Source organism: Martinezella multihospitum, assembly GCF_900094585.1.
Taxonomy (GTDB): Bacteria; Pseudomonadota; Alphaproteobacteria; order Rhizobiales; family Rhizobiaceae; genus Rhizobium; species Rhizobium multihospitium.
Genome location: NZ_FMAG01000003.1, coordinates 188,631 through 206,200, shown reverse-complemented (window position 1 = coordinate 206,200; position 17,570 = coordinate 188,631). Strand labels below are relative to the sequence as shown.

The following is a 17,570-nucleotide window of genomic DNA, read 5'->3' as shown; positions in this document are numbered from 1 at the left end:
CACCTTTGCGCCGATTCACGGTTGCACTCTAAAGCAAGGATTTCGCACATCAAGCTTGCGGGGAAGGGGGCGAAATTTGCAGTTAACGCGGTTTAATGGAATACTGCGCGGATAGGTCTGCCCAACCACAATGCCGCGGCATCCTCGAACCCGTCTCAGATGCACGCGATTCTGCCGGCAACGTCCGGTTCGAAGGTCTTGGCAGATGAGAAGGAGGGTCTGAATGGTCAAGGTCGTTTACGAAATCGTGCCGCATGACGGTGGGTGGGCTTATCGCTTCCGTGACGTTTATTCGGAAGCGTTTCCAACACATTCCGAGGCGGTGGAGGCCGCCAGGATCGTGGCGGCGGAACAGCAAATCGGGGGAGATTCCGCCGAAATCAGCTGGCAGGACGAGAGCGGCAAATGGCATGAGGAATATGCCGATGGCGGTGACCGCCCGGAAACGGAAGTCATCGACGGCCAGATGCATTTCCCGCCAGTCGATACCGCTCCGGGCGCCTAGATCTGCCGCTGGCCGACTGCCTTTTCGATAATCGCGTCGACGAAGTGACGTTTCTCGGCGGTGTAGCGATCGCCATCATGTCGATGCATTTCGGCGAGCTCCAATTTCAGCGCGGCATAGGCTGCCGCTTCTGCAGGATGTGCGCGAAGATAATCGCGAAAGATCACCCTGTGCACATGGGTCCGGTTGTTCGGCGGGCAGAGATAAATTCGTTCCGGCGGTCTGCCGTCGCGCCGCATGAAGGCCCAAACATCATCATCATAGCGATTGCCGCGGGGTTCGTAATTCTGCTCCAGAAGAATCTGTGTTGCTGCAGGCACATCGGCTGAGCCGCGCAGGATGATATCGATATCGATGAGCGGTTTTGCGGCGATTCCGGGAATGGAGGTGCTGCCGATATGTTCGATCGTCACGACATAGGGTGCCAGCAATCGTTCGAGCTTTTCGCGGATGCGTTCGAAATCTCCTGGCCAGCATGGGTCGTATGGCACCAGTTCCACCGCTGTTCCCATAATCAAGATCCATTCTCCAGGTTGTTTTCCTTGATGTAATCAAGCAAACCCGTCACCAGGGCATCGAATGTCACGCGGCAGCGTGGCGATGTCTTCAGATTTTCATGCATGACGATCCAGGTGTCGATCTCCACCTCGATCTCGGGCAATATCAGCACGAGGTTTGGATCGCGGCTTGCCAAGGGGATTTGATAGAAACTGATGCCGATGCCGGCGCGCAGCGCATTGTGGAGCGCGATGCTGTGGTCGGAACGAAAGCTGAAGGAAGCGCCTTCGAGCATCGGATAACGCTTCAGCATCATGCGTATATAGGCAGTCTGGCGATCGAAGCCGATGAGCTTGTGCCGACGCAGCTCCTCGAGGGTTTCGGGCTTGCCGTACCGCTCGATATAGCTGCGATGGGCGAAGAGGCCGAGAGAGATGATGCCGATATGCCGGGCGAGCAGTGCTTCTTGCGCCGGCGCGACCATGCGTACGGCGATATCGGCCTCGCGCTGTAGCAGATCTTCCACCGTATCGGAGGCTGAAAGCTCCACGATCAGATCGGGATAGCTTGCCTGCAACTTGGCAAGGATCGGTGGCAGCACTTCCGTTCCGATGACCTCGCTCGCACTGATGCGCACCGTGCCGCTGACCTTATCCTTCGAGCCGGAGGCTGCGCGCAACAGTGCGGCAGTCGTGCTCGCCAAAGTTTCGGCATAAGGTTTCAGAACGATGGCGGTGTCGGTCGGCAACAACCCCTGTTGCGAACGCGTGAATAGCTCCGCGCCGACCGATTGTTCCAAGGCGTCGATATGACGGCCGACCGTCGGCTGTGTCAGGCCGAGTTCGCGGGCAGCGGCCGACAGCGAGCCGTGCTCCAGCACGGCGAGAAAGGTGCGATAGAAGTCCCAGCTTGGCTCAGATCGTGATGTCATATATTTATGTATACCATCTGCAGATTTTTCAGCAATTTCGTTTATCGCCAATGCCAAGCATAGTCAGCCCATCGAAACCGATGGAGATGACGATGAGCAATGAGATGGAAAGCACAAAGACGGCCCTGATACTCGGCGCGACCGGCGGCATTGGCGGTGCCGTCGCGGAAGGGCTTGCCCTTCGCGGCTGGCGCATTCGGGCGCTGAACCGCAATGCGGCCGAGGCGGCCCGCCGCCAGCCGGAATTCGACTGGTTCCAGGGCGACGCCATGCAGGCGGATGATGTTCTGAAGGCGGCGCGGGGCGCTGATGTCATCGTGCATGCCGTCAACCCGCCCGGCTATCGCGATTGGGGCAAAGTCGTCCTGCCGATGCTCGACAACACCATTGCCGCGGCCAAGGTGGTCGGTGCGCGCATCGTGCTGCCCGGTACGGTTTATAATTTCGGTCCCGATGTTTTTCCGAATGTCACGGAAGACAGCGCGCAACGGCCGAAGACCCGCAAGGGCGCTATCCGCGTGCAGATGGAGCGGCGCCTGCGGGCGGCGGCAGAGCAGGGCGATAGCCCGGTCATCATCGTTCGCGCCGGCGATTTCTTCGGTGGCGCACGCGCCAACAGCTGGTTTTCTCAAGCCATGGTGACGCCGGGCAAGCCGATCAATTCGATGACCTATCCGGGCAAGCGTGGCGTCGGCCATCAATGGGCCTATCTGCCCGATGTCGCCGAGACCATGATCCGATTGATCGAGAAGGGCGACCAGCTGCCGTCCTTCGCCGTCTATCATATGCGCGGCCATTGGGATGGAGACGGCAGGCAGATGATCGAAGCCGTGCAGCGCGTGCTTGGGCACAAGGTGAAGGTGAGGGCATTTCCCTGGTGGATGGTGCCGCTGGCTGCTCCCTTCGTGACATTGATGCGGGAACTGCGCGAAATGAGCTATCTCTGGGACGTGCCGCTGCAGATGCGGAACGACAAGCTCGTGGCTATGCTCGGTGAAGAGCCGCATACGCCGATCGATAAGGCTGTTCGCAGCAGCCTGGCGTCGATCGGCTGCCTGCCGGCGGCATGAGCGATACCCCTATCGCCCGATTAATCAGGCTATGCCCGTTGAAGCTCAGGTAATGAAAAAACCTCGCAACATGCGTTGCGAGGGGATTCCGTTGATAAGAAGACTCTTCAGAGGTCGGTTCAAGCAGCCTCGTCCAGAGCCGGATAGTCGTCGTAGCCCTTGGCGCCACCACCATAGAGCGTTGCCTGGTCCCATTGGGCGAGCGGTGCATCTTCCTTCAGGCGGCGGACGAGATCGGGGTTGGAGATGAACGGCTTGCCGAAGGCAACGACATCCGCCTTGCCACGGTCGACGGCTTCAATCGCCATCTCGCGGGTATAGGCATTGTTGACCATCCAGCCGGCCTTGCCGCCTGCGGCCTTGTAGGCTGCATGCAGGGCATCGTAATCGAAGGGTAGGGAGTCACGCTTGCCGCCGGTCTGGCCCTCGATGACGTGGATATAGGCGAGGCCGTACTTTGCCAGGCCTTCGATGACATAGGTGAAGAGCTGCTGCGGGGCCGGATCGCTGGCATCGCCGGATGAGGTGACAGGCGAGATGCGGATCGCGGTGCGGCCCGCACCGACTTCCTTGGTGACGGCATCGACCACTTCGAATAGGAAGCGGGCACGATTCTCTATCGCGCCGCCATACTGGTCGGTGCGGTCGTTGACATTGCCGCGCAAGAACTGGTCGATCAGGTAGCCGTTGGCGCCATGGATCTCGACGCCGTCAAAGCCGGCATCGATCGCGGCGCGGGCCGCCTTGCGGTAATCCTCGATGATGCCCGGGATTTCCGAGGTTTCGAGTGCACGCGGCTCGGAGACGTCGGTAAAGCCGCCGGTGCCGTCGCCGTTGACCAGATAGGTCTTCGAATTTTCAGCGCGCTTGGACGTCGACGAGACCGGCTTGCCGCCGTTCGGCTGCAGAGTCGTATGGGAGATGCGGCCGACATGCCACATCTGCACGACGATCTTGCCGCCATTGGCATGCACGGCATCCGTCACCTTCCTCCAGCCGTCGAGGGCTTCCTTGCTGTAGAGGCCGGGAACGTCGGCGTATCCCTGGCCTTGATGGGTGATCGCCGTTGCTTCGGTGATGATCAGGCCGGCCGAGGCGCGCTGGGCATAATATTTGACGTTCAGTTCGTTCGGCACGGCATTCGGCGAGCGGTTGCGCGTCAGCGGTGCCATGACGATGCGGTTGGCGATGGAAATATCACCCAGCTTCGTCGGTTCGAATAATTTGGTCATGGGTTGGTCCTTTTTACTTGGGGGAGGATGAAGGAGGGAATCAGGAGGAGGCGAGAGGCTCGCCTCCGGAATGCGGGCCGGCAAAACGAGGCATCTTCACAGTTCCTTCTGCATGGCCGCGAGGAAGTCGGCGATGGTCTCCTCGTTGCGTTTGTAGAAAATCCACTGGCCGAGGCGCCGTGTCGTCACCAGGCCGGCGCGGTGCAGCGTGCCGAGATGCGCCGAGACGGTCGATTGCGACAGGCCGCAGCGCTCGAACTGACTGGCGCAGACGCCAAGCTCCAGCGGGTGTTCCTGGGTCGGGAAATGAGTGTGCGGATCTTTGAGGTGGTTGAGGATTTCCAGCCGGGCCGGATGGGCCAGAGCCTTCAGTATCTCGTTCTTGTCCATGGCGTTCACCGCATGAATATCGAATAATTGCGATTTATGTATCGACGATTTTCGATATATCAAGGGCGACGCTGAATATTATTTTCGGCAAGGCTGCCGACGTGCATGCTTAGAAATTGGGCAAAAAAAGAGGGCCACCGGTATAAACCAGGGCCCTTATAGGTGTGAAGGTCAAAACCTCCAGAGGGGAACAGCCAATGCGGTGGAACTGGGAGGAAAAGCCACCGTGTGCATCAGCTGAGTGCGTTATGATGCTAATTTGTGCAGTGCGCAATGCTTTTTTGTGCATGGCAGTTATGCGTTTGCTACGTCAGCGGCAAAAGGGCAAAAAAAAGGGCCTCCGGAGTGAACCAGGGCCCTATAGGTATGAAGGTCAAAAACCTCCAGAGGGGAACAGCCAATGCGGTGGAACTGGGAGGAAAAGCCACCGTGTGCATCAGCTATGTGCGATATGGTAGTTAAATGTGCAGGCTTCAACTCTCATTTGTGCATATCAGCTATGCGTCATATGCGTGGCTGATATACTAGCCGTAAAAAGAGTTCGTTATCAGTGACTTACCTTCGTCAGAAGTTCCAGTTACGAGCTTTCGCTACAATAAAATCACGAAAAACCTTGAGCTTAGCTGCGTTCTTCATCTCGTCGGGGTAGCAGAAATAGGTGTCGAAGGATGGCACGTCGGCATTGATCGCAAGCTGAATGAGGCCAGGGTCGCGGCCGACGATATAGTCAGGCAGTACCGCGATGCCGATGCCGAGCAGGCAGGCGCGCTTGATCGACGTCTGGCTGTTGATCTGCAAGTGCGGCACGCGCTTGTTGTCGGATGAGCGGCCGGCGATCTCCAGCCAGTTGACGTCGAGCAGGTAATTGGGTGCCGGCTCGCCGAAGCTGATGATGCGATGCTCGTCCAGATCCTCCACCGACTGCGGCTCGCCGTAGCGGTTGATGTAGGAGGGGGCGGCATAGACATGCATGTGCACGGTGAAGAGCTTGCGCTGGATCAGATCCGACTGCTGCGGCTGGCGCAGACGGATGGCGCAGTCCGCATGGCGCATGTTCACATCCAGCTCCTCGTTGTCGAGGATCAGCTGGATCTGCATATCAGGATAGAGCTGCAGGAATTCCTGGATCTTGTCGGTGAGCCAGCCTTGGCCGAGACCGACCGTTGTCGTTACGCGCAGCTTGCCGCTCGGCTTGTCGGTCGTCTCGGTCAATTGCATCTTGACCGTTTCGAGCTTCAGCAGAACGTCATGGGCCGTGCGATAAAGCAGCTCACCCTGTTCGGTCAGGATGAGGCCACGCGCATGACGATGGAAGAGCTTTATACCGACATCCTGCTCGAGAGCGCTGACCTGTCGGCTGATGGCGGATTGAGACAAGTGCAACTTGTCGGCCGCATGCGTGAACGAACCCGCTTCGGCAGCCGCGTGAAAGATACGCAGCTTGTCCCAATCCAATGGCATGCCGTTTCCCCTCATCGGCTGCATCACTCCGCAGCCACGGCGACGGGCATGTGCCCGGTCAAGTAGCGTTCCGCCTCAAGTGCGGCCATGCAGCCCATTCCCGCTGCCGTGATCGCCTGCCGGAACGTATCGTCGGTCACATCACCCGCGGCATAGATGCCTTCGACGCTGGTCGCGGTCGAATCGGCAGCAGTCCAGAGATAGCCGTTATCCTTGAGTTTCAATTTGCCCTTGAAGAGCTCGGTCGCCGGCGCATGGCCGATGGCAACGAAGACACCGTCGATCGGCATTTCCGTGATGGCGCCGGTGCGCGCATCGCGCAGCCTCGCGCCCGTGACCGATGGCGGCATCGGCGGCTTGGCGGGAGTGCCGGTGATCTCCGCGACCTCAGTGTTCCAGAGGATTTTGACGTTTGCCTTGGCGAACAGGCGCTCCTGCAGGATCTTTTCCGAACGGAAAGTATCGCGGCGATGCACCACGGTCACCGATTTCGCGATATTGGAGAGGTATAGCGCCTCTTCAACGGCGCTGTTGCCGCCGCCGACCACGATCACGTCCTTGTTGCGGTAGAAGAAGCCATCGCAAGTGGCGCAGGCGGAGACGCCGAAGCCCTGGAAATGCTGCTCGCTCTCGATACCCAGCCATTTCGCCTTGGCGCCGGTCGCAATGATGAGCGTGTCGGCGGTCCAGACCTGGCCGCTATCGGTGCGGGCGACGAAGGGACGCTGGTTCGTATCGACTTCAGTCACAAGGTCGTTGACGATTTCGGCGCCGACATGCTGTGCCTGCTGCAGCATCTGCTCCATCAGCCACGGACCCTGGATCGGATCGGCAAAGCCCGGATAGTTCTCGACATCGGTCGTGATCATCAGCTGGCCGCCCTGTTCGAGACCAGCGATCAGAACCGGCTGCAGCATCGCGCGCGCGGCGTAAACCGCGGCGGTGTAGCCGGCTGGGCCGGAACCGATGATGAGCACCTTTGTGTGGCGGGCAGGCATAGTCAGTCCTTTCAATTTCGGCGATTGGGAAACCGCGGCTTCAAGCGCGCAAAGCAGGCGATTTCGCGATCCGCTGCTTCATTTATGATTGCCTTATGCATTTATTCAAGGGCAGCCTTGCATTACACACAGAGCAAATCTGCTTTGTGTAAGAATCAACTACGCGAGAGAAACTTTCTTGCGTATTTTCCTGCCTTATATAGAAGCTGGCGAGGGGGAATTAAAGAAAGGCCAAAAAGTGCTTCGCGCTGAGCTCGATGCCATCGATATCAAGATTCTGCGGGAACTCCAGCGGGACGGACGAATGACCAACGTCGAGCTCGCAGACAGGGTTGGCATTTCGGCACCGCCATGCCTGCGCCGCGTGCGCAAGCTGGAAGAGGCCGGTGTTATCGAAGGCTATCACGCCATGCTGAACAGCCCGAAACTGGGCTTCGATCTCGTGGCATTCTGCATGGTTGGCCTCAAGCATCAGTCGGAAGCGAACCTCAAGGCTTTTGCCAGCGCAACTTCGGCATGGCCGCTGGTTCGGCAGGCATGGATGGTATCCGGCGACAGTGATTTTCTGCTGCACTGTGTTGCCGAAAATCTCACCCGCTTCCAGGATTTCGTTATCGAGGTTCTGACGGCAAATGAACATGTCGACACTGTGCGCACCATGCTGACCATCCGGCAAGTCAAGAAGCTCGGCCTAGTGGAGCTTTAGGCGAATGGCAGATCGCCCCTGGCATCGGTCGCTGATCAAGTCCGGCGTGCGCCTTTTCCTGGGCGGCTCGCGAGCTCATGTGCAGGATTGGTTTCCGGGACTGAGCATCGTCCGCAGCCAGAATGTCAGCGAGGTGCTTTACCGGGGCGTCAAGGTCGCGAGCCTTGCCGGCATGGACCGTCTGCGCGAACGCTGCGGCGATGCGGTCTATATCGTCGGCTCAGGCCCATCAATTCGCGATTGCGATCTGAGCGGTCTGGAATTCCACAGCGCCATTCTTCTCAATGGCGCTATCGGCCTGTCAGGCGATCGGATCGCCGAGCCGTTGGCAATCGCTGTCGAAGATGAGCGTTTCGTATGGCGGCATCTCGATATGCTGCGCGAGAAGGTCGCTCCCGGCTCGCTTTGCCTGTTTTCCGTGGCGGTGCTGCGTGCGCTCTGCGAGATTGACAAAAGCTGGCTGGCGGACAAGACGATTATCCTGATCGACGATATCCGCAAGCCGTATGGCGCGCGCCGCCGTTCGGTCGACGATCTCAAGAAACTGCAATATGTGCGATTGGATGCCGAGGGTTCGGCGGGTTTTTCGCTTTCGCCAGACCGCGGGGTGTTTCTGGGTGGGTCCGTCGCCGTCTCGGCCCTGCAATTTGCCCTTTACTGCGCGCAGCAGCAGGTCGGCTTCCTAGGGATCGATATATCCAATGCCGGCGAGCCCCGATTTTATGAGACAGCCGGAGATACCGCTTTTTCCGGCATTGCCCGCGCCGAAGGCCGGATCATCGAGCATCTCGTGCTTGCGCGGCAGATCGCAGCCGAGCGCGGCGTCGCTTTCGTCAACTATTCCCGCGTTTCGGCGTTGCTCAAATATGATTTTGGTTACGACGACAGGTTTGCACTGAAGCCGCAGGCTTGATCTTTGCCGGAGCCGACAGGGCCGGCGAGCCCGATTGAAATTAAGGTTGATGGAATGAAGCTTATGCGCTGGCTGAAACCCAAGGTGTCCGACGCCAAGAAGCTGTCCATCGATCCGCCGGAGCCGAGGGCAGGGCGTCACGGCATCGCAATTGCCGCCTGCGTGAAGAACGAGGCCCGCTACATCGAGGAATGGGTGCGCTTCCATCAGGCGGTCGGCATTCGCCACTTCTATATCTACGACAACGGCTCGACCGACGAGACCTGCGCATTTCTTCGAAGCCTGCTCTCGCAAGACGCGTTGACCATCATTCCCTGGGCTGGGCGCATGCGCGATGCGGCGACGTCGGCGATGTTGAACGGGCAGGTCATCACCTTCGCGCATGCCATTTTGAATTTCGGCGGCGACTATCGTTGGATGGCGTTCATCGATGTCGATGAATTTCTTCTGCCGAAGGAGGCGACGACCGTTGAGCAGGCGCTGGAGGCCGTCGGGGATTTCCCGAATGTGTCGCTGCCCTGGCACATGTTCGCGACCAGCGGCCACGAGACGCCGCCGGACGGTCCCCTTACGCTGAATTACTGGATGCGTGGCGCCGATCCAATGACGACGAAGGAAAACGTCAGCAATTTCAAGTGTATCGTCGATCCATGTGAAGTAACCGAAGTCAGTGTGCATCAGTTCCAAACGCGTGCTCATGGCGATCTGACGGCCAATGACGCCGGCGAACGATTTACGCGGCGGGCGCGGAAGTCGCCCGAGTTCTATTCCAACCGTTTTCTCCAGCTGAACCACTATTATACGAAATCCCGGCAGGAACTGATGAAGAAGCTGGCGCGGGGATGGACTTATGACAGCAGTGCGGCAAAATATCGGGACAAGGTCCTGTCCATCGTCAAAAGCATCGAGGAGGACATGGTGGAGGATCGCTCGATGATCGAGTTCATCGAGCGCAACCGCGTCGATCTTGGTCGCTGATCGATCCGCCTACCTGTTGGCGACGAGCAGCCGCTTGTAGACGTCGCCGATGGCGGTCGCTTCCTTTTCCAGCGCGAATTCGCTGCGCACATGGCGCACGGCGTTCTCGCCTTGAAGAAGCGCTTCTTCCGGATTGGCCAGATAGAAGGCGATCGCCTTCGTCAGAGCCTCGCCATTGCCCGCCGGCACCACGGCGCCGGTTTCGCCCGCAACGATCATCTCCGCATAGGCGCCGGCATCCGATGCGACGACGGCCGTGCGGGAGGCCATGGCTTCTAGCGGTGTCAGGCCGAAACCTTCGTTGCGGGACGGCGCGACATAGAGGGTAGCGCGGCGATACCAGGGCTTGATATCGTCGACCTCGCCCATGAAGCGGATGCGATCGGCGAGACCTGCATCTGCAACCATCTTTTCCAGTTGCTCACCGAAGCCGCGATGCTCTGATGTCACGCGGCCGCAGACGACGGCGGTCCAGTCCGGATAGCGCGGCAGGAGCTCGATCATCGCCTTGACGAAGAGATCGGTGCCCTTCTGATGACGGACGCGGCCGAAGCAGCCGATCAGATAGGTGCCGGGCAGGTCTGTTGCGGCCATGCGGTCGTCGGGCTTTTCCGGCGGATGGAAGCTGTTGAGGTCGACGCCGTGCTGAATGACGGTGTGCGGTACCTCGAGAAAGCTGCCCGAGCGGGTGCTGGTGGCGATCACCGCATCCATGCGGCGGATCAGCCAGCGCGTGTAGTCGGTGTGGCGGCGCTGGGCGGCCGAGGTGAAGACAAGCTTCAGGCGCATGCGCAGAACGGAGCGCAGCAGCAAACCCACAAGCATCTCGTTGTTGCGGCGGGCATGCCAGATGCGGACGCGATAGCGGCGCGGCTTCATCCAGAGGCCGGGCAGGTGAAGCCAACCGAGCCTTGGCAGGTTCTCCGGCAGGCCGGGGCCGAGTGTAGCGATATGATAGCCGAGCTCGACCTGCTTAGGGATGAGCTGCACGATCGTCGATGTAACGCCGGAAAGCCGGCGTTTGAAATTCGTTGCTATGATTTCGATCTCACGGAGATCGTTCGCATGCGCTGACTCGCGATCGCGCACGGGCGATCAGCCCCAGGTGATGGAGAGGATTTCGTAGCCCTTGGCGCCGCCGGGTGCATTGACCTCGATGGAATCGCCGACTTCCTTGCCGATCAGGGCGCGGGCGATCGGGGAGGAGATGGAGATGCGGCCTGCCTTCACGTCGGCTTCCTGATCGCCGACGATCTGGTAGATCTTCTCTTCCTCGGTGTCTTCGTCGACGAGCTTTACTTTGGCGCCGAACTTGATCTTCGAGCCGGACATCTTGGTGAGGTCGATGACTTCGGCGCGCGCCGTCAGGTCTTCGAGCTCGCTGATGCGGCCTTCGTTATGGCTCTGGGCTTCCTTGGCTGCATGGTACTCGGCATTTTCAGAGAGATCGCCATGGGCGCGTGCTTCTGCAATTGCCTCGATGATTCGCGGGCGCTCTTCCTGCTGACGCCAGCGCAGTTCTTCCTGCAGCTTGACGAACCCGTTCTGCGTCATCGGTACCTTTTCAACCATTTTTCTTGTCCTTCACTCCCTGTGTTGCTCTGCTGCAGACACAAAAGAAAACAGGTCCCGAAGGGGTACTTCGGAACCATCCAGAGCCATTATTCTGTCACCTATAGCAGATTGAGACAGACGATTGCCAGAAAATTCGAAGGTTTAAGGAAAGCTCCTGTTGAAGCTCCTTGCCCGCTCGATCGTCTGATGAACGTGAGCCGGCTACCCAGCTCACGCTCCTTGCAGTCGAATTATGCGCCTCAGAAATAGCTCTGCAGCGGTTGAACTTCGAGGTTTCCGGCCTTCAGTGCCTTGATTGCCATGGCGGCTGCTTCGGCACCGGCCATGGTGGTGTAATAGGGCACCTTCTGCATCAGCGTCGCGCGGCGGAGCGACTTCGAATCTGAAATCGCCTTGTTGCTGTCGGTCGTGTTGATGACGAGCTGGACCTGACGGTTGCGGATGGCGTCCTCGATATGCGGACGTCCCTCAAGCACCTTGTTGATCTTCATCGCCTCAATGCCGTTTTCAGCTAGATAACGCTGGGTTCCGCCGGTTGCGAGCACCTTGAAGCCTTGTTCTGCGAGCATGCGGATGGCGGGGAGCACGCGCGGCTTGTCGTCGTCGCGAACCGAGACGAATACCGTCCCGTCACGCGGCAATTCGACGCCAGCGCCGAGCTGCGACTTGGCGAAGGCCAGCGCAAAATCGGTGTCGAGGCCGATGACTTCGCCGGTCGACCGCATTTCCGGTCCGAGCAGGGTGTCGACGCCGGGGAAGCGCGCGAAGGGGAAGACGGCTTCCTTGACTGCGATATGCTTCAGCTTGCGCGGATCGGGCTTTTCGCCATAGGCGGCGAAGGTCGCATCCAGCTTTTCGCCAGCCATGACACGCGCGGCGATCTTTGCGATCGGCGCGCCGATGGTCTTGGCGACGAACGGCACGGTACGCGAGGCGCGGGGGTTGACTTCGAGCACGTAGACGGTGCCGTCCTTAATGGCGAACTGCACGTTCATCAAGCCGCCGACATTCAGAGCCTTGGCCATGGCTTTCGCCTGGCGCTCGAGCTCGTCGATCATGGCTGGGGAAAGCGTGCGCGGCGGCAGCGAGCAAGCGGAATCGCCGGAGTGAATGCCGGCCTCTTCGATGTGTTCCATGATGCCGGCGACGTAGACGTCGGTGCCGTCGGACAGGCAGTCGACATCGACTTCGATGGCGTTGGCGAGGTAGCTGTCGAAGAGCAAGGGGTTCTTGCCGAGCAGCGTGTTGATCTGGCCGGTCTTGTCGTTCGGATAGCGCTGCTTGATGTCTTCCGGCACCAGTTCAGGCACCGTATCGAGAAGGTAGGTCTGGAGCTGGCCTTCTGAATGGAGGATCTGCATGGCGCGGCCGCCGAGAACGTAGGATGGGCGCACGACCAGCGGGAAGCCGATTTCGGAGGCGACCAGGCGTGCCTGCTCGACCGAATAGGCGATGCCGTTGTTCGGCTGGTTGAGGTCGAGCTTCATCAGCAGCTTCTGGAAGCGGTCGCGGTCTTCGGCAAGGTCGATGGCATCGGGCGCGGTGCCGAGGATCGGGATGCCGTTCTTCTCAAGCGCTTCGGCAAGCTTCAGCGGCGTCTGGCCGCCGAACTGGACGATGACACCGACGACTTCGCCCTTTTCCTGTTCCGCACGCAGGATTTCGATGACGTCTTCCGCCGTCAGCGGTTCGAAATAGAGGCGATCCGACGTGTCGTAGTCGGTAGAAACCGTTTCCGGGTTGCAGTTGATCATGATCGCTTCATAACCGGCATCCTTCAAGGCGAAGGCGGCATGGCAGCAGCAGTAGTCGAACTCGATGCCCTGGCCGATACGGTTCGGGCCGCCGCCGAGGATGACGACCTTCTTGCGGTCGGAAACCTGCGCTTCGGAGCGGGCGGCGCCGACGAAGGGCGTCTCATAGGTCGAGTACATGTAGGCAGTCGGCGAGGCGAATTCGGCAGCACAGGTGTCGATGCGCTTGAAGACCGGCCGGACGTTCAGCGAATTGCGGAATTCGGCCACTTCCTTCGGGCGCTTGCCGGTCAGCGTCGCGAGGCGCGCGTCGGAGAAGCCCATGGCCTTCAGCATGCGCAGGTTGGCGGCATCCTGCGGCAGGCCGTGCTCGCGGATGCGGACTTCCATGTCAACGATGTTCTTCAGCTGCTCAAGGAACCAGGGGTCTATCTTGCAGCCTTCATGTACCTCTTCGATGCTCATGCCCTGGCGCAGCGCCTGGGCGACCATGCGCAGACGGTCGGGCGTCGGCGTGCCGATGGCGGCGCGGATGGCGTTCTGGCTGCCTTCGCCTTCCTCAATGCCCGGGATTTCGATCTCGTCCAGACCCGTCAGGCCGGTTTCGAGGCCGCGCAATGCCTTCTGCAGCGATTCTGCGAAGGTGCGGCCGATGGCCATGACTTCGCCGACCGACTTCATGGCCGTGGTCAGAACCGGGGAGGCGCCGGGGAACTTTTCGAAGGCGAAGCGCGGGATCTTGGTGACGACGTAGTCGATCGACGGTTCGAAGGAGGCAGGCGTTGCGCCGCCGGTGATGTCGTTTTCGAGTTCGTCCAGCGTGTAGCCGACGGCGAGCTTCGCCGCGACCTTGGCGATCGGGAAGCCGGTGGCCTTCGAGGCCAGCGCCGAGGAGCGCGACACGCGCGGGTTCATTTCGATGACGACGAGGCGGCCGTCCTTCGGATTGACGGCGAACTGCACGTTCGAACCGCCGGTTTCGACGCCGATCTCGCGCAGGACAGCGATCGAGGCGTTGCGCATGATCTGGTATTCTTTGTCGGTCAGCGTCAGCGCTGGGGCGACGGTGATCGAGTCGCCGGTGTGGACACCCATCGGGTCGATGTTTTCGATGGAGCAGATGATGATGCAGTTGTCCGCCTTGTCGCGGACCACTTCCATCTCGAATTCCTTCCAACCGAGCACCGATTCTTCGATCAGCACTTCCGTGGTCGGGGAGGCATCAAGGCCGCCGCCGACGATTTCGAAGAATTCCGAACGGTTGTAGGCGATGCCGCCGCCAGTGCCGCCGAGCGTGAAGGACGGGCGGATAATGGCGGGCAGGCCGACATGGTCGAGCGCCTGCGCGGCAATCGCCATGGCATGGCTCATATAACGTTGCTTGCGGTCGCTCTCGCCGAGGTTCCACTGGTTTTCGAGCGCATCGAGCGCCTTGTCGAGCTCGGCGCCGGTAAGCTGCGCCTTCAGCTTGCTGCGCTCGGCTTCATGCGTCTTGCGGTCGGCATCCTTGATGTCGGTGGCATTTGCGAGCATGGAGCGCGGCGTTTCCAGCCCGATGCGGGCCATGGCTTCGCGGAAGAGGGCGCGGTCTTCGGCCATGTCGATGGCGGCCGGCTTGGCGCCAATCATCTCGACATTGTAGCGATCGAGCACGCCCATGCGCTTCAGCGACAGCGCCGTGTTGAGCGCGGTCTGGCCGCCCATGGTCGGCAGCAGCGCGTCCGGGCGCTCCTTGGCGATGATCTTGGCGACGACTTCAGGCGTAATCGGCTCGACATAGGTCGCATCCGCCAGGCCCGGATCAGTCATGATCGTTGCCGGGTTGGAATTGACGAGGATGACGCGGTAGCCTTCCTCTCGCAGCGCCTTGCAGGCCTGCGTGCCGGAATAGTCGAATTCGCAAGCCTGTCCGATAACAATCGGTCCTGCACCGATAATGAGGATCGATTTGATATCTTGGCGCTTCGGCATGGGCTCTCATCCGTTTTTTCGTTGCGCAAAAAACCGGCCAGGGTGGGAGATCACCGGTCGGGGCGCATGGGCAATATTTTCAGGCTAGAAGCGGCTTATAGGCAAATGTATTTGTAAACGGAACCCCATAAATGGCGGAATCGACATGAATTCTGCCGGCTTTGCCAGCTTTAGCCCAGGTGACGCCGGACAGCCTCGGCATAAGAGCGGCTGACGGGCATCTCCGCACCATCGCGCGCGATGACGAAAAGCTTGCCATTGTCGCGTTTCAGCCGGTCGATATGGTCTGTCGCGATCCAGTGCGATCGGTGCAGGCGGATACCTTCTATATTGCCGATTTCCGTCAGCGCGTCGCCGAAACGCAGCAGGACGAGTTCGCGGCCGCGTGTTGTCACGACTTCCGTATAGTGATCGCGAACAGTGAGCCTGATCAGGGCACCCCGGTTTTCCGGCTTCAGGCGCGAGAGGATAGGTGGCTGCGCAGTCGAGGTTCTAATCTCCGCGGTTGCGGGTGTGACTTTTGTTTCCTGGCTCTCTGATTCCTGAGCTACCATCACGATCTGCCGGTGCATGGTCAGATAGGTGAGAATACAGAAGAGGACGCAAAGCGGTATGGAGCCGAGCGATTGACGCAGGCTGGCGATCAGGCTGGGCGCCGTTCCGAAGAAGGCGAGATTAACGAGCGTAATGCCGAAGCCGATCGGCAATGCGGCAACCACGGATCCGATCATCAACCGGGCGAACATGCTCGCTATATGCCGGCACAGCAGGATTTCAGCGGTGACGGAGAAGACGATCGCGATCGACCAGGCCATGGTGTGAAGGGCAAGCCAGTAACCGAGCCGCGCTCCCGGCATCAGCCGATCAAGGGTGCCGTAAGGGCCGGTCAAGGCAAAGATCAGGACGATCGTGACAAAGGTCGCCCAGAAGCGCGGTGAACGCTGGATGACCTGCAATTCACGAAGCGTGGATTGCAGAAAGGTGTGATCCACGAAGATTTCCGTTCTTTTGCGCAATTTCGATTGAAGGAGCAACACTATCACGGAAAGGCTCGATAAACTCAACCGGATACGGATCATGACTTTCGAGCCGCTTCTTCATGCCCCAATCGCGATCCGGATCCATGTCGCGGCGGTCATCCCCGCCGCCTTGCTGGGGACCTATGTTCTTCTGTGGCCGAAGGGAACGCCGATGCACCGGCTGCTCGGTAAGATATGGCTGGTTCTGATGGTCGTCACCGCACTCTCGAGCTTGTTCATTCATCAGATTAACATGTTTTACGGCTTCAGCCCCATTCACCTACTTTCGGTATACGTTCTGTTTGGTTGCTGGGGCGCCATCGCCAATGCCCGCAAGCACAATATCGAGGCGCACAAGCGCATCGTCAGAGGTCTTTATTTCGGTGGCATTATCGGCGCCGGAGCTTTTACCTTCCTTCCAAGCCGTATTATGAACAAGGTGGCCTTCGACGGCGATGAAATGGCGCCACTCCTGGTCGCGGCAGGTATAGGCGTGGCGCTTTTATGGCTGATGTCGAAAGAAATATGGCGGCGGCGGCGTTTAAGCTAATGTTCTGTCGATAGCCAACTGGCTTTGTTACACTTCCTGGATATATAAATGCCTCAAGGGACTTTGATTTTAGGCATCGCCAGGAGGTGCACTATGGATTGGAAGGGGCGTCGGCAATCCGACAATATCGAGGACGAACGCGGCTCATCGCCCATGGGCGGTGGGGGCGGCGGCGGCTTCCGGTTCCCCGGCGGAGGAATTGGCGGCGGTGGCTTGAGCTTCCGCACCATCATCGTACTCATCGTGATCTTCCTGATCCTGAGAGCCATGGGCGTCGATGTCATGGGTCTGCTGCAGCAAAGCGGCATGCTGGAGGGCGGCGGCTCCGGATATCAGCAGAGTACTTCCACCGGCAGCGGCAGTGGTCAGCCGGCCAATGACGAGATGAAGCAGTTCGTCGCGACAGTCCTTGCGGATACGGAAGACACCTGGACCGGCATCTTCAAATCGATGGGCCAGACCTATACCGATCCGAAGCTTGTGTTGTTTTCCGGCAGCTTCCCTTCGGCTTGCGGCCAGGCTTCGGCAGCCACCGGTCCCTTCTATTGCCCAAGCGATCAGAAGATCTATCTCGACATGGCCTTCTTCAAGCAGATGAAGGACCAGTTCGGCGCGTCAGGCGATTTTGCACAGGCCTATGTCATCGCGCATGAGGTCGGTCACCATGTGCAGGACCAGCTTGGCATCCTACCGAAGTTCAATCAGGCTCGCCGCAACATGAGCGAGGTGGATGCCAACAAGATGTCAGTGCGCATCGAGCTGCAGGCCGATTGCTTCGCCGGCATATGGGGTAAGTTCACGCAGCAGAAGGGCATCCTGCAGACCGGCGATCTCGAAGAGGCGCTGAATGCCGCGCAGCAGATCGGCGACGATACGCTGCAGAAGCGCACGCAGGGCTATGTCGTTCCCGACAGCTTCAATCACGGCACTTCGGCGCAACGCATGAAGTGGTTCAAGCAGGGGTTTGATTCCGGCAAGCTCACGGATTGCGATACGCTGAACAATCCCGTCTGATTTGG

Annotated in this window: 17 protein-coding genes; 7 read left to right on the top strand and 10 right to left on the bottom strand. The window is 59.5% G+C overall.

Features of this window, described 5'->3' with window-relative positions; genetic code table 11:
• Positions 1–223 precede the first annotated feature (223 nt).
• Entirely contained in the window at positions 224–505 is a 282-nt protein-coding gene (locus GA0061103_RS12590) for a DUF2188 domain-containing protein (RefSeq protein ID WP_092711617.1), read from the top strand.
• On the opposite strand, the gene GA0061103_RS12585 is transcribed toward GA0061103_RS12590, so the two are convergent.
• The gene (locus GA0061103_RS12585; protein ID WP_092711615.1) at positions 502–1,017 is read right to left on the bottom strand and encodes a GrpB family protein; all 516 of its coding nucleotides are present in this window, start codon (positions 1,015–1,017) and stop codon (positions 502–504) included. The genes GA0061103_RS12590 and GA0061103_RS12585 overlap by 4 nt on opposite strands.
• A 2-nt stretch (positions 1,018–1,019) precedes the next feature.
• The gene (locus GA0061103_RS12580; protein ID WP_092711613.1) at positions 1,020–1,934 is read right to left on the bottom strand and encodes a LysR family transcriptional regulator; all 915 of its coding nucleotides are present in this window, start codon (positions 1,932–1,934) and stop codon (positions 1,020–1,022) included.
• A 92-nt stretch (positions 1,935–2,026) separates the two neighbouring features.
• Between GA0061103_RS12580 and GA0061103_RS12575 the strand changes: the two genes are divergently transcribed.
• A complete protein-coding gene (locus GA0061103_RS12575) occupies positions 2,027–3,004 on the top strand; it encodes an SDR family oxidoreductase (protein WP_092712773.1) in 978 nt (325 codons plus the stop codon).
• A 119-nt stretch (positions 3,005–3,123) separates the two neighbouring features.
• Here the strand turns inward: GA0061103_RS12575 and GA0061103_RS12570 are convergent, their stop codons facing one another.
• The 4 genes from GA0061103_RS12570 to trxB form a co-directional block, all read right to left on the bottom strand.
• Entirely contained in the window at positions 3,124–4,236 is a 1,113-nt protein-coding gene (locus GA0061103_RS12570; protein WP_092711611.1) for an alkene reductase, read from the bottom strand.
• 96 nt (positions 4,237–4,332) lie between these two features.
• A complete protein-coding gene (locus tag GA0061103_RS12565) occupies positions 4,333–4,626 on the bottom strand; it encodes an ArsR/SmtB family transcription factor (protein ID WP_092711609.1) in 294 nt (97 codons plus the stop codon).
• 564 nt (positions 4,627–5,190) lie between these two features.
• Complete coding sequence (locus tag GA0061103_RS12560; RefSeq protein WP_092711607.1) at positions 5,191–6,087, bottom strand: LysR family transcriptional regulator VtlR; 897 nt, start codon at positions 6,085–6,087, stop codon at positions 5,191–5,193.
• Positions 6,088–6,110: 23 nt separating this feature from the next.
• Positions 6,111–7,085 carry a thioredoxin-disulfide reductase gene (gene trxB / locus GA0061103_RS12555; RefSeq protein ID WP_092711605.1) on the bottom strand — a complete coding sequence of 325 codons (975 nt, stop codon included), beginning with the start codon at positions 7,083–7,085 and terminating at the stop codon, positions 6,111–6,113.
• Between the two features lie 238 nt (positions 7,086–7,323).
• On the opposite strand from trxB, the gene GA0061103_RS12550 reads away from it, so the two are divergent.
• From GA0061103_RS12550 to GA0061103_RS12540, 3 genes are all read left to right on the top strand, one after another.
• The gene (locus tag GA0061103_RS12550) at positions 7,324–7,791 is read left to right on the top strand and encodes an Lrp/AsnC family transcriptional regulator (RefSeq protein ID WP_015340578.1); all 468 of its coding nucleotides are present in this window, start codon (positions 7,324–7,326) and stop codon (positions 7,789–7,791) included.
• Positions 7,792–7,795: 4 nt separating this feature from the next.
• Entirely contained in the window at positions 7,796–8,704 is a 909-nt protein-coding gene (locus tag GA0061103_RS12545) for a glycosyl transferase (RefSeq protein ID WP_092711603.1), read from the top strand.
• Between the two features lie 63 nt (positions 8,705–8,767).
• A complete protein-coding gene (locus tag GA0061103_RS12540; protein WP_092712771.1) occupies positions 8,768–9,682 on the top strand; it encodes a glycosyltransferase family 92 protein in 915 nt (304 codons plus the stop codon).
• A gap of 9 nt (positions 9,683–9,691) precedes the next feature.
• Here GA0061103_RS12540 and GA0061103_RS12535 read toward each other — a convergent pair whose 3' ends face one another.
• The 4 genes from GA0061103_RS12535 to GA0061103_RS12520 all read right to left on the bottom strand — a co-directional run bounded on the left by GA0061103_RS12535 (position 9,692) and on the right by GA0061103_RS12520 (position 15,974).
• Positions 9,692–10,771: a glycosyltransferase family 4 protein gene (locus tag GA0061103_RS12535; protein WP_092711601.1), complete on the bottom strand. Its 1,080-nt coding sequence runs from the start codon at positions 10,769–10,771 to the stop codon at positions 9,692–9,694.
• A 6-nt stretch (positions 10,772–10,777) separates the two neighbouring features.
• Positions 10,778–11,254: a transcription elongation factor GreA gene (gene greA / locus GA0061103_RS12530; RefSeq protein WP_015340574.1), complete on the bottom strand. Its 477-nt coding sequence runs from the start codon at positions 11,252–11,254 to the stop codon at positions 10,778–10,780.
• Between the two features lie 242 nt (positions 11,255–11,496).
• The gene (carB, locus tag GA0061103_RS12525; RefSeq protein ID WP_092711599.1) at positions 11,497–14,982 is read right to left on the bottom strand and encodes a carbamoyl-phosphate synthase large subunit; all 3,486 of its coding nucleotides are present in this window, start codon (positions 14,980–14,982) and stop codon (positions 11,497–11,499) included.
• A 170-nt stretch (positions 14,983–15,152) separates the two neighbouring features.
• Complete coding sequence (locus tag GA0061103_RS12520) at positions 15,153–15,974, bottom strand: LytTR family DNA-binding domain-containing protein (RefSeq protein ID WP_092712769.1); 822 nt, start codon at positions 15,972–15,974, stop codon at positions 15,153–15,155.
• A gap of 85 nt (positions 15,975–16,059) precedes the next feature.
• Between GA0061103_RS12520 and GA0061103_RS12515 the strand changes: the two genes are divergently transcribed.
• Both GA0061103_RS12515 and ypfJ read left to right on the top strand, forming a co-directional pair.
• Positions 16,060–16,551 carry a DUF2306 domain-containing protein gene (locus GA0061103_RS12515; RefSeq protein WP_092711597.1) on the top strand — a complete coding sequence of 164 codons (492 nt, stop codon included), beginning with the start codon at positions 16,060–16,062 and terminating at the stop codon, positions 16,549–16,551.
• A gap of 93 nt (positions 16,552–16,644) precedes the next feature.
• Positions 16,645–17,565, top strand: a complete 921-nt coding sequence (gene ypfJ, locus GA0061103_RS12510) for a KPN_02809 family neutral zinc metallopeptidase (RefSeq protein ID WP_092711595.1) — start codon at positions 16,645–16,647, stop codon at positions 17,563–17,565.
• Positions 17,566–17,570: the final 5 nt, after the last annotated feature.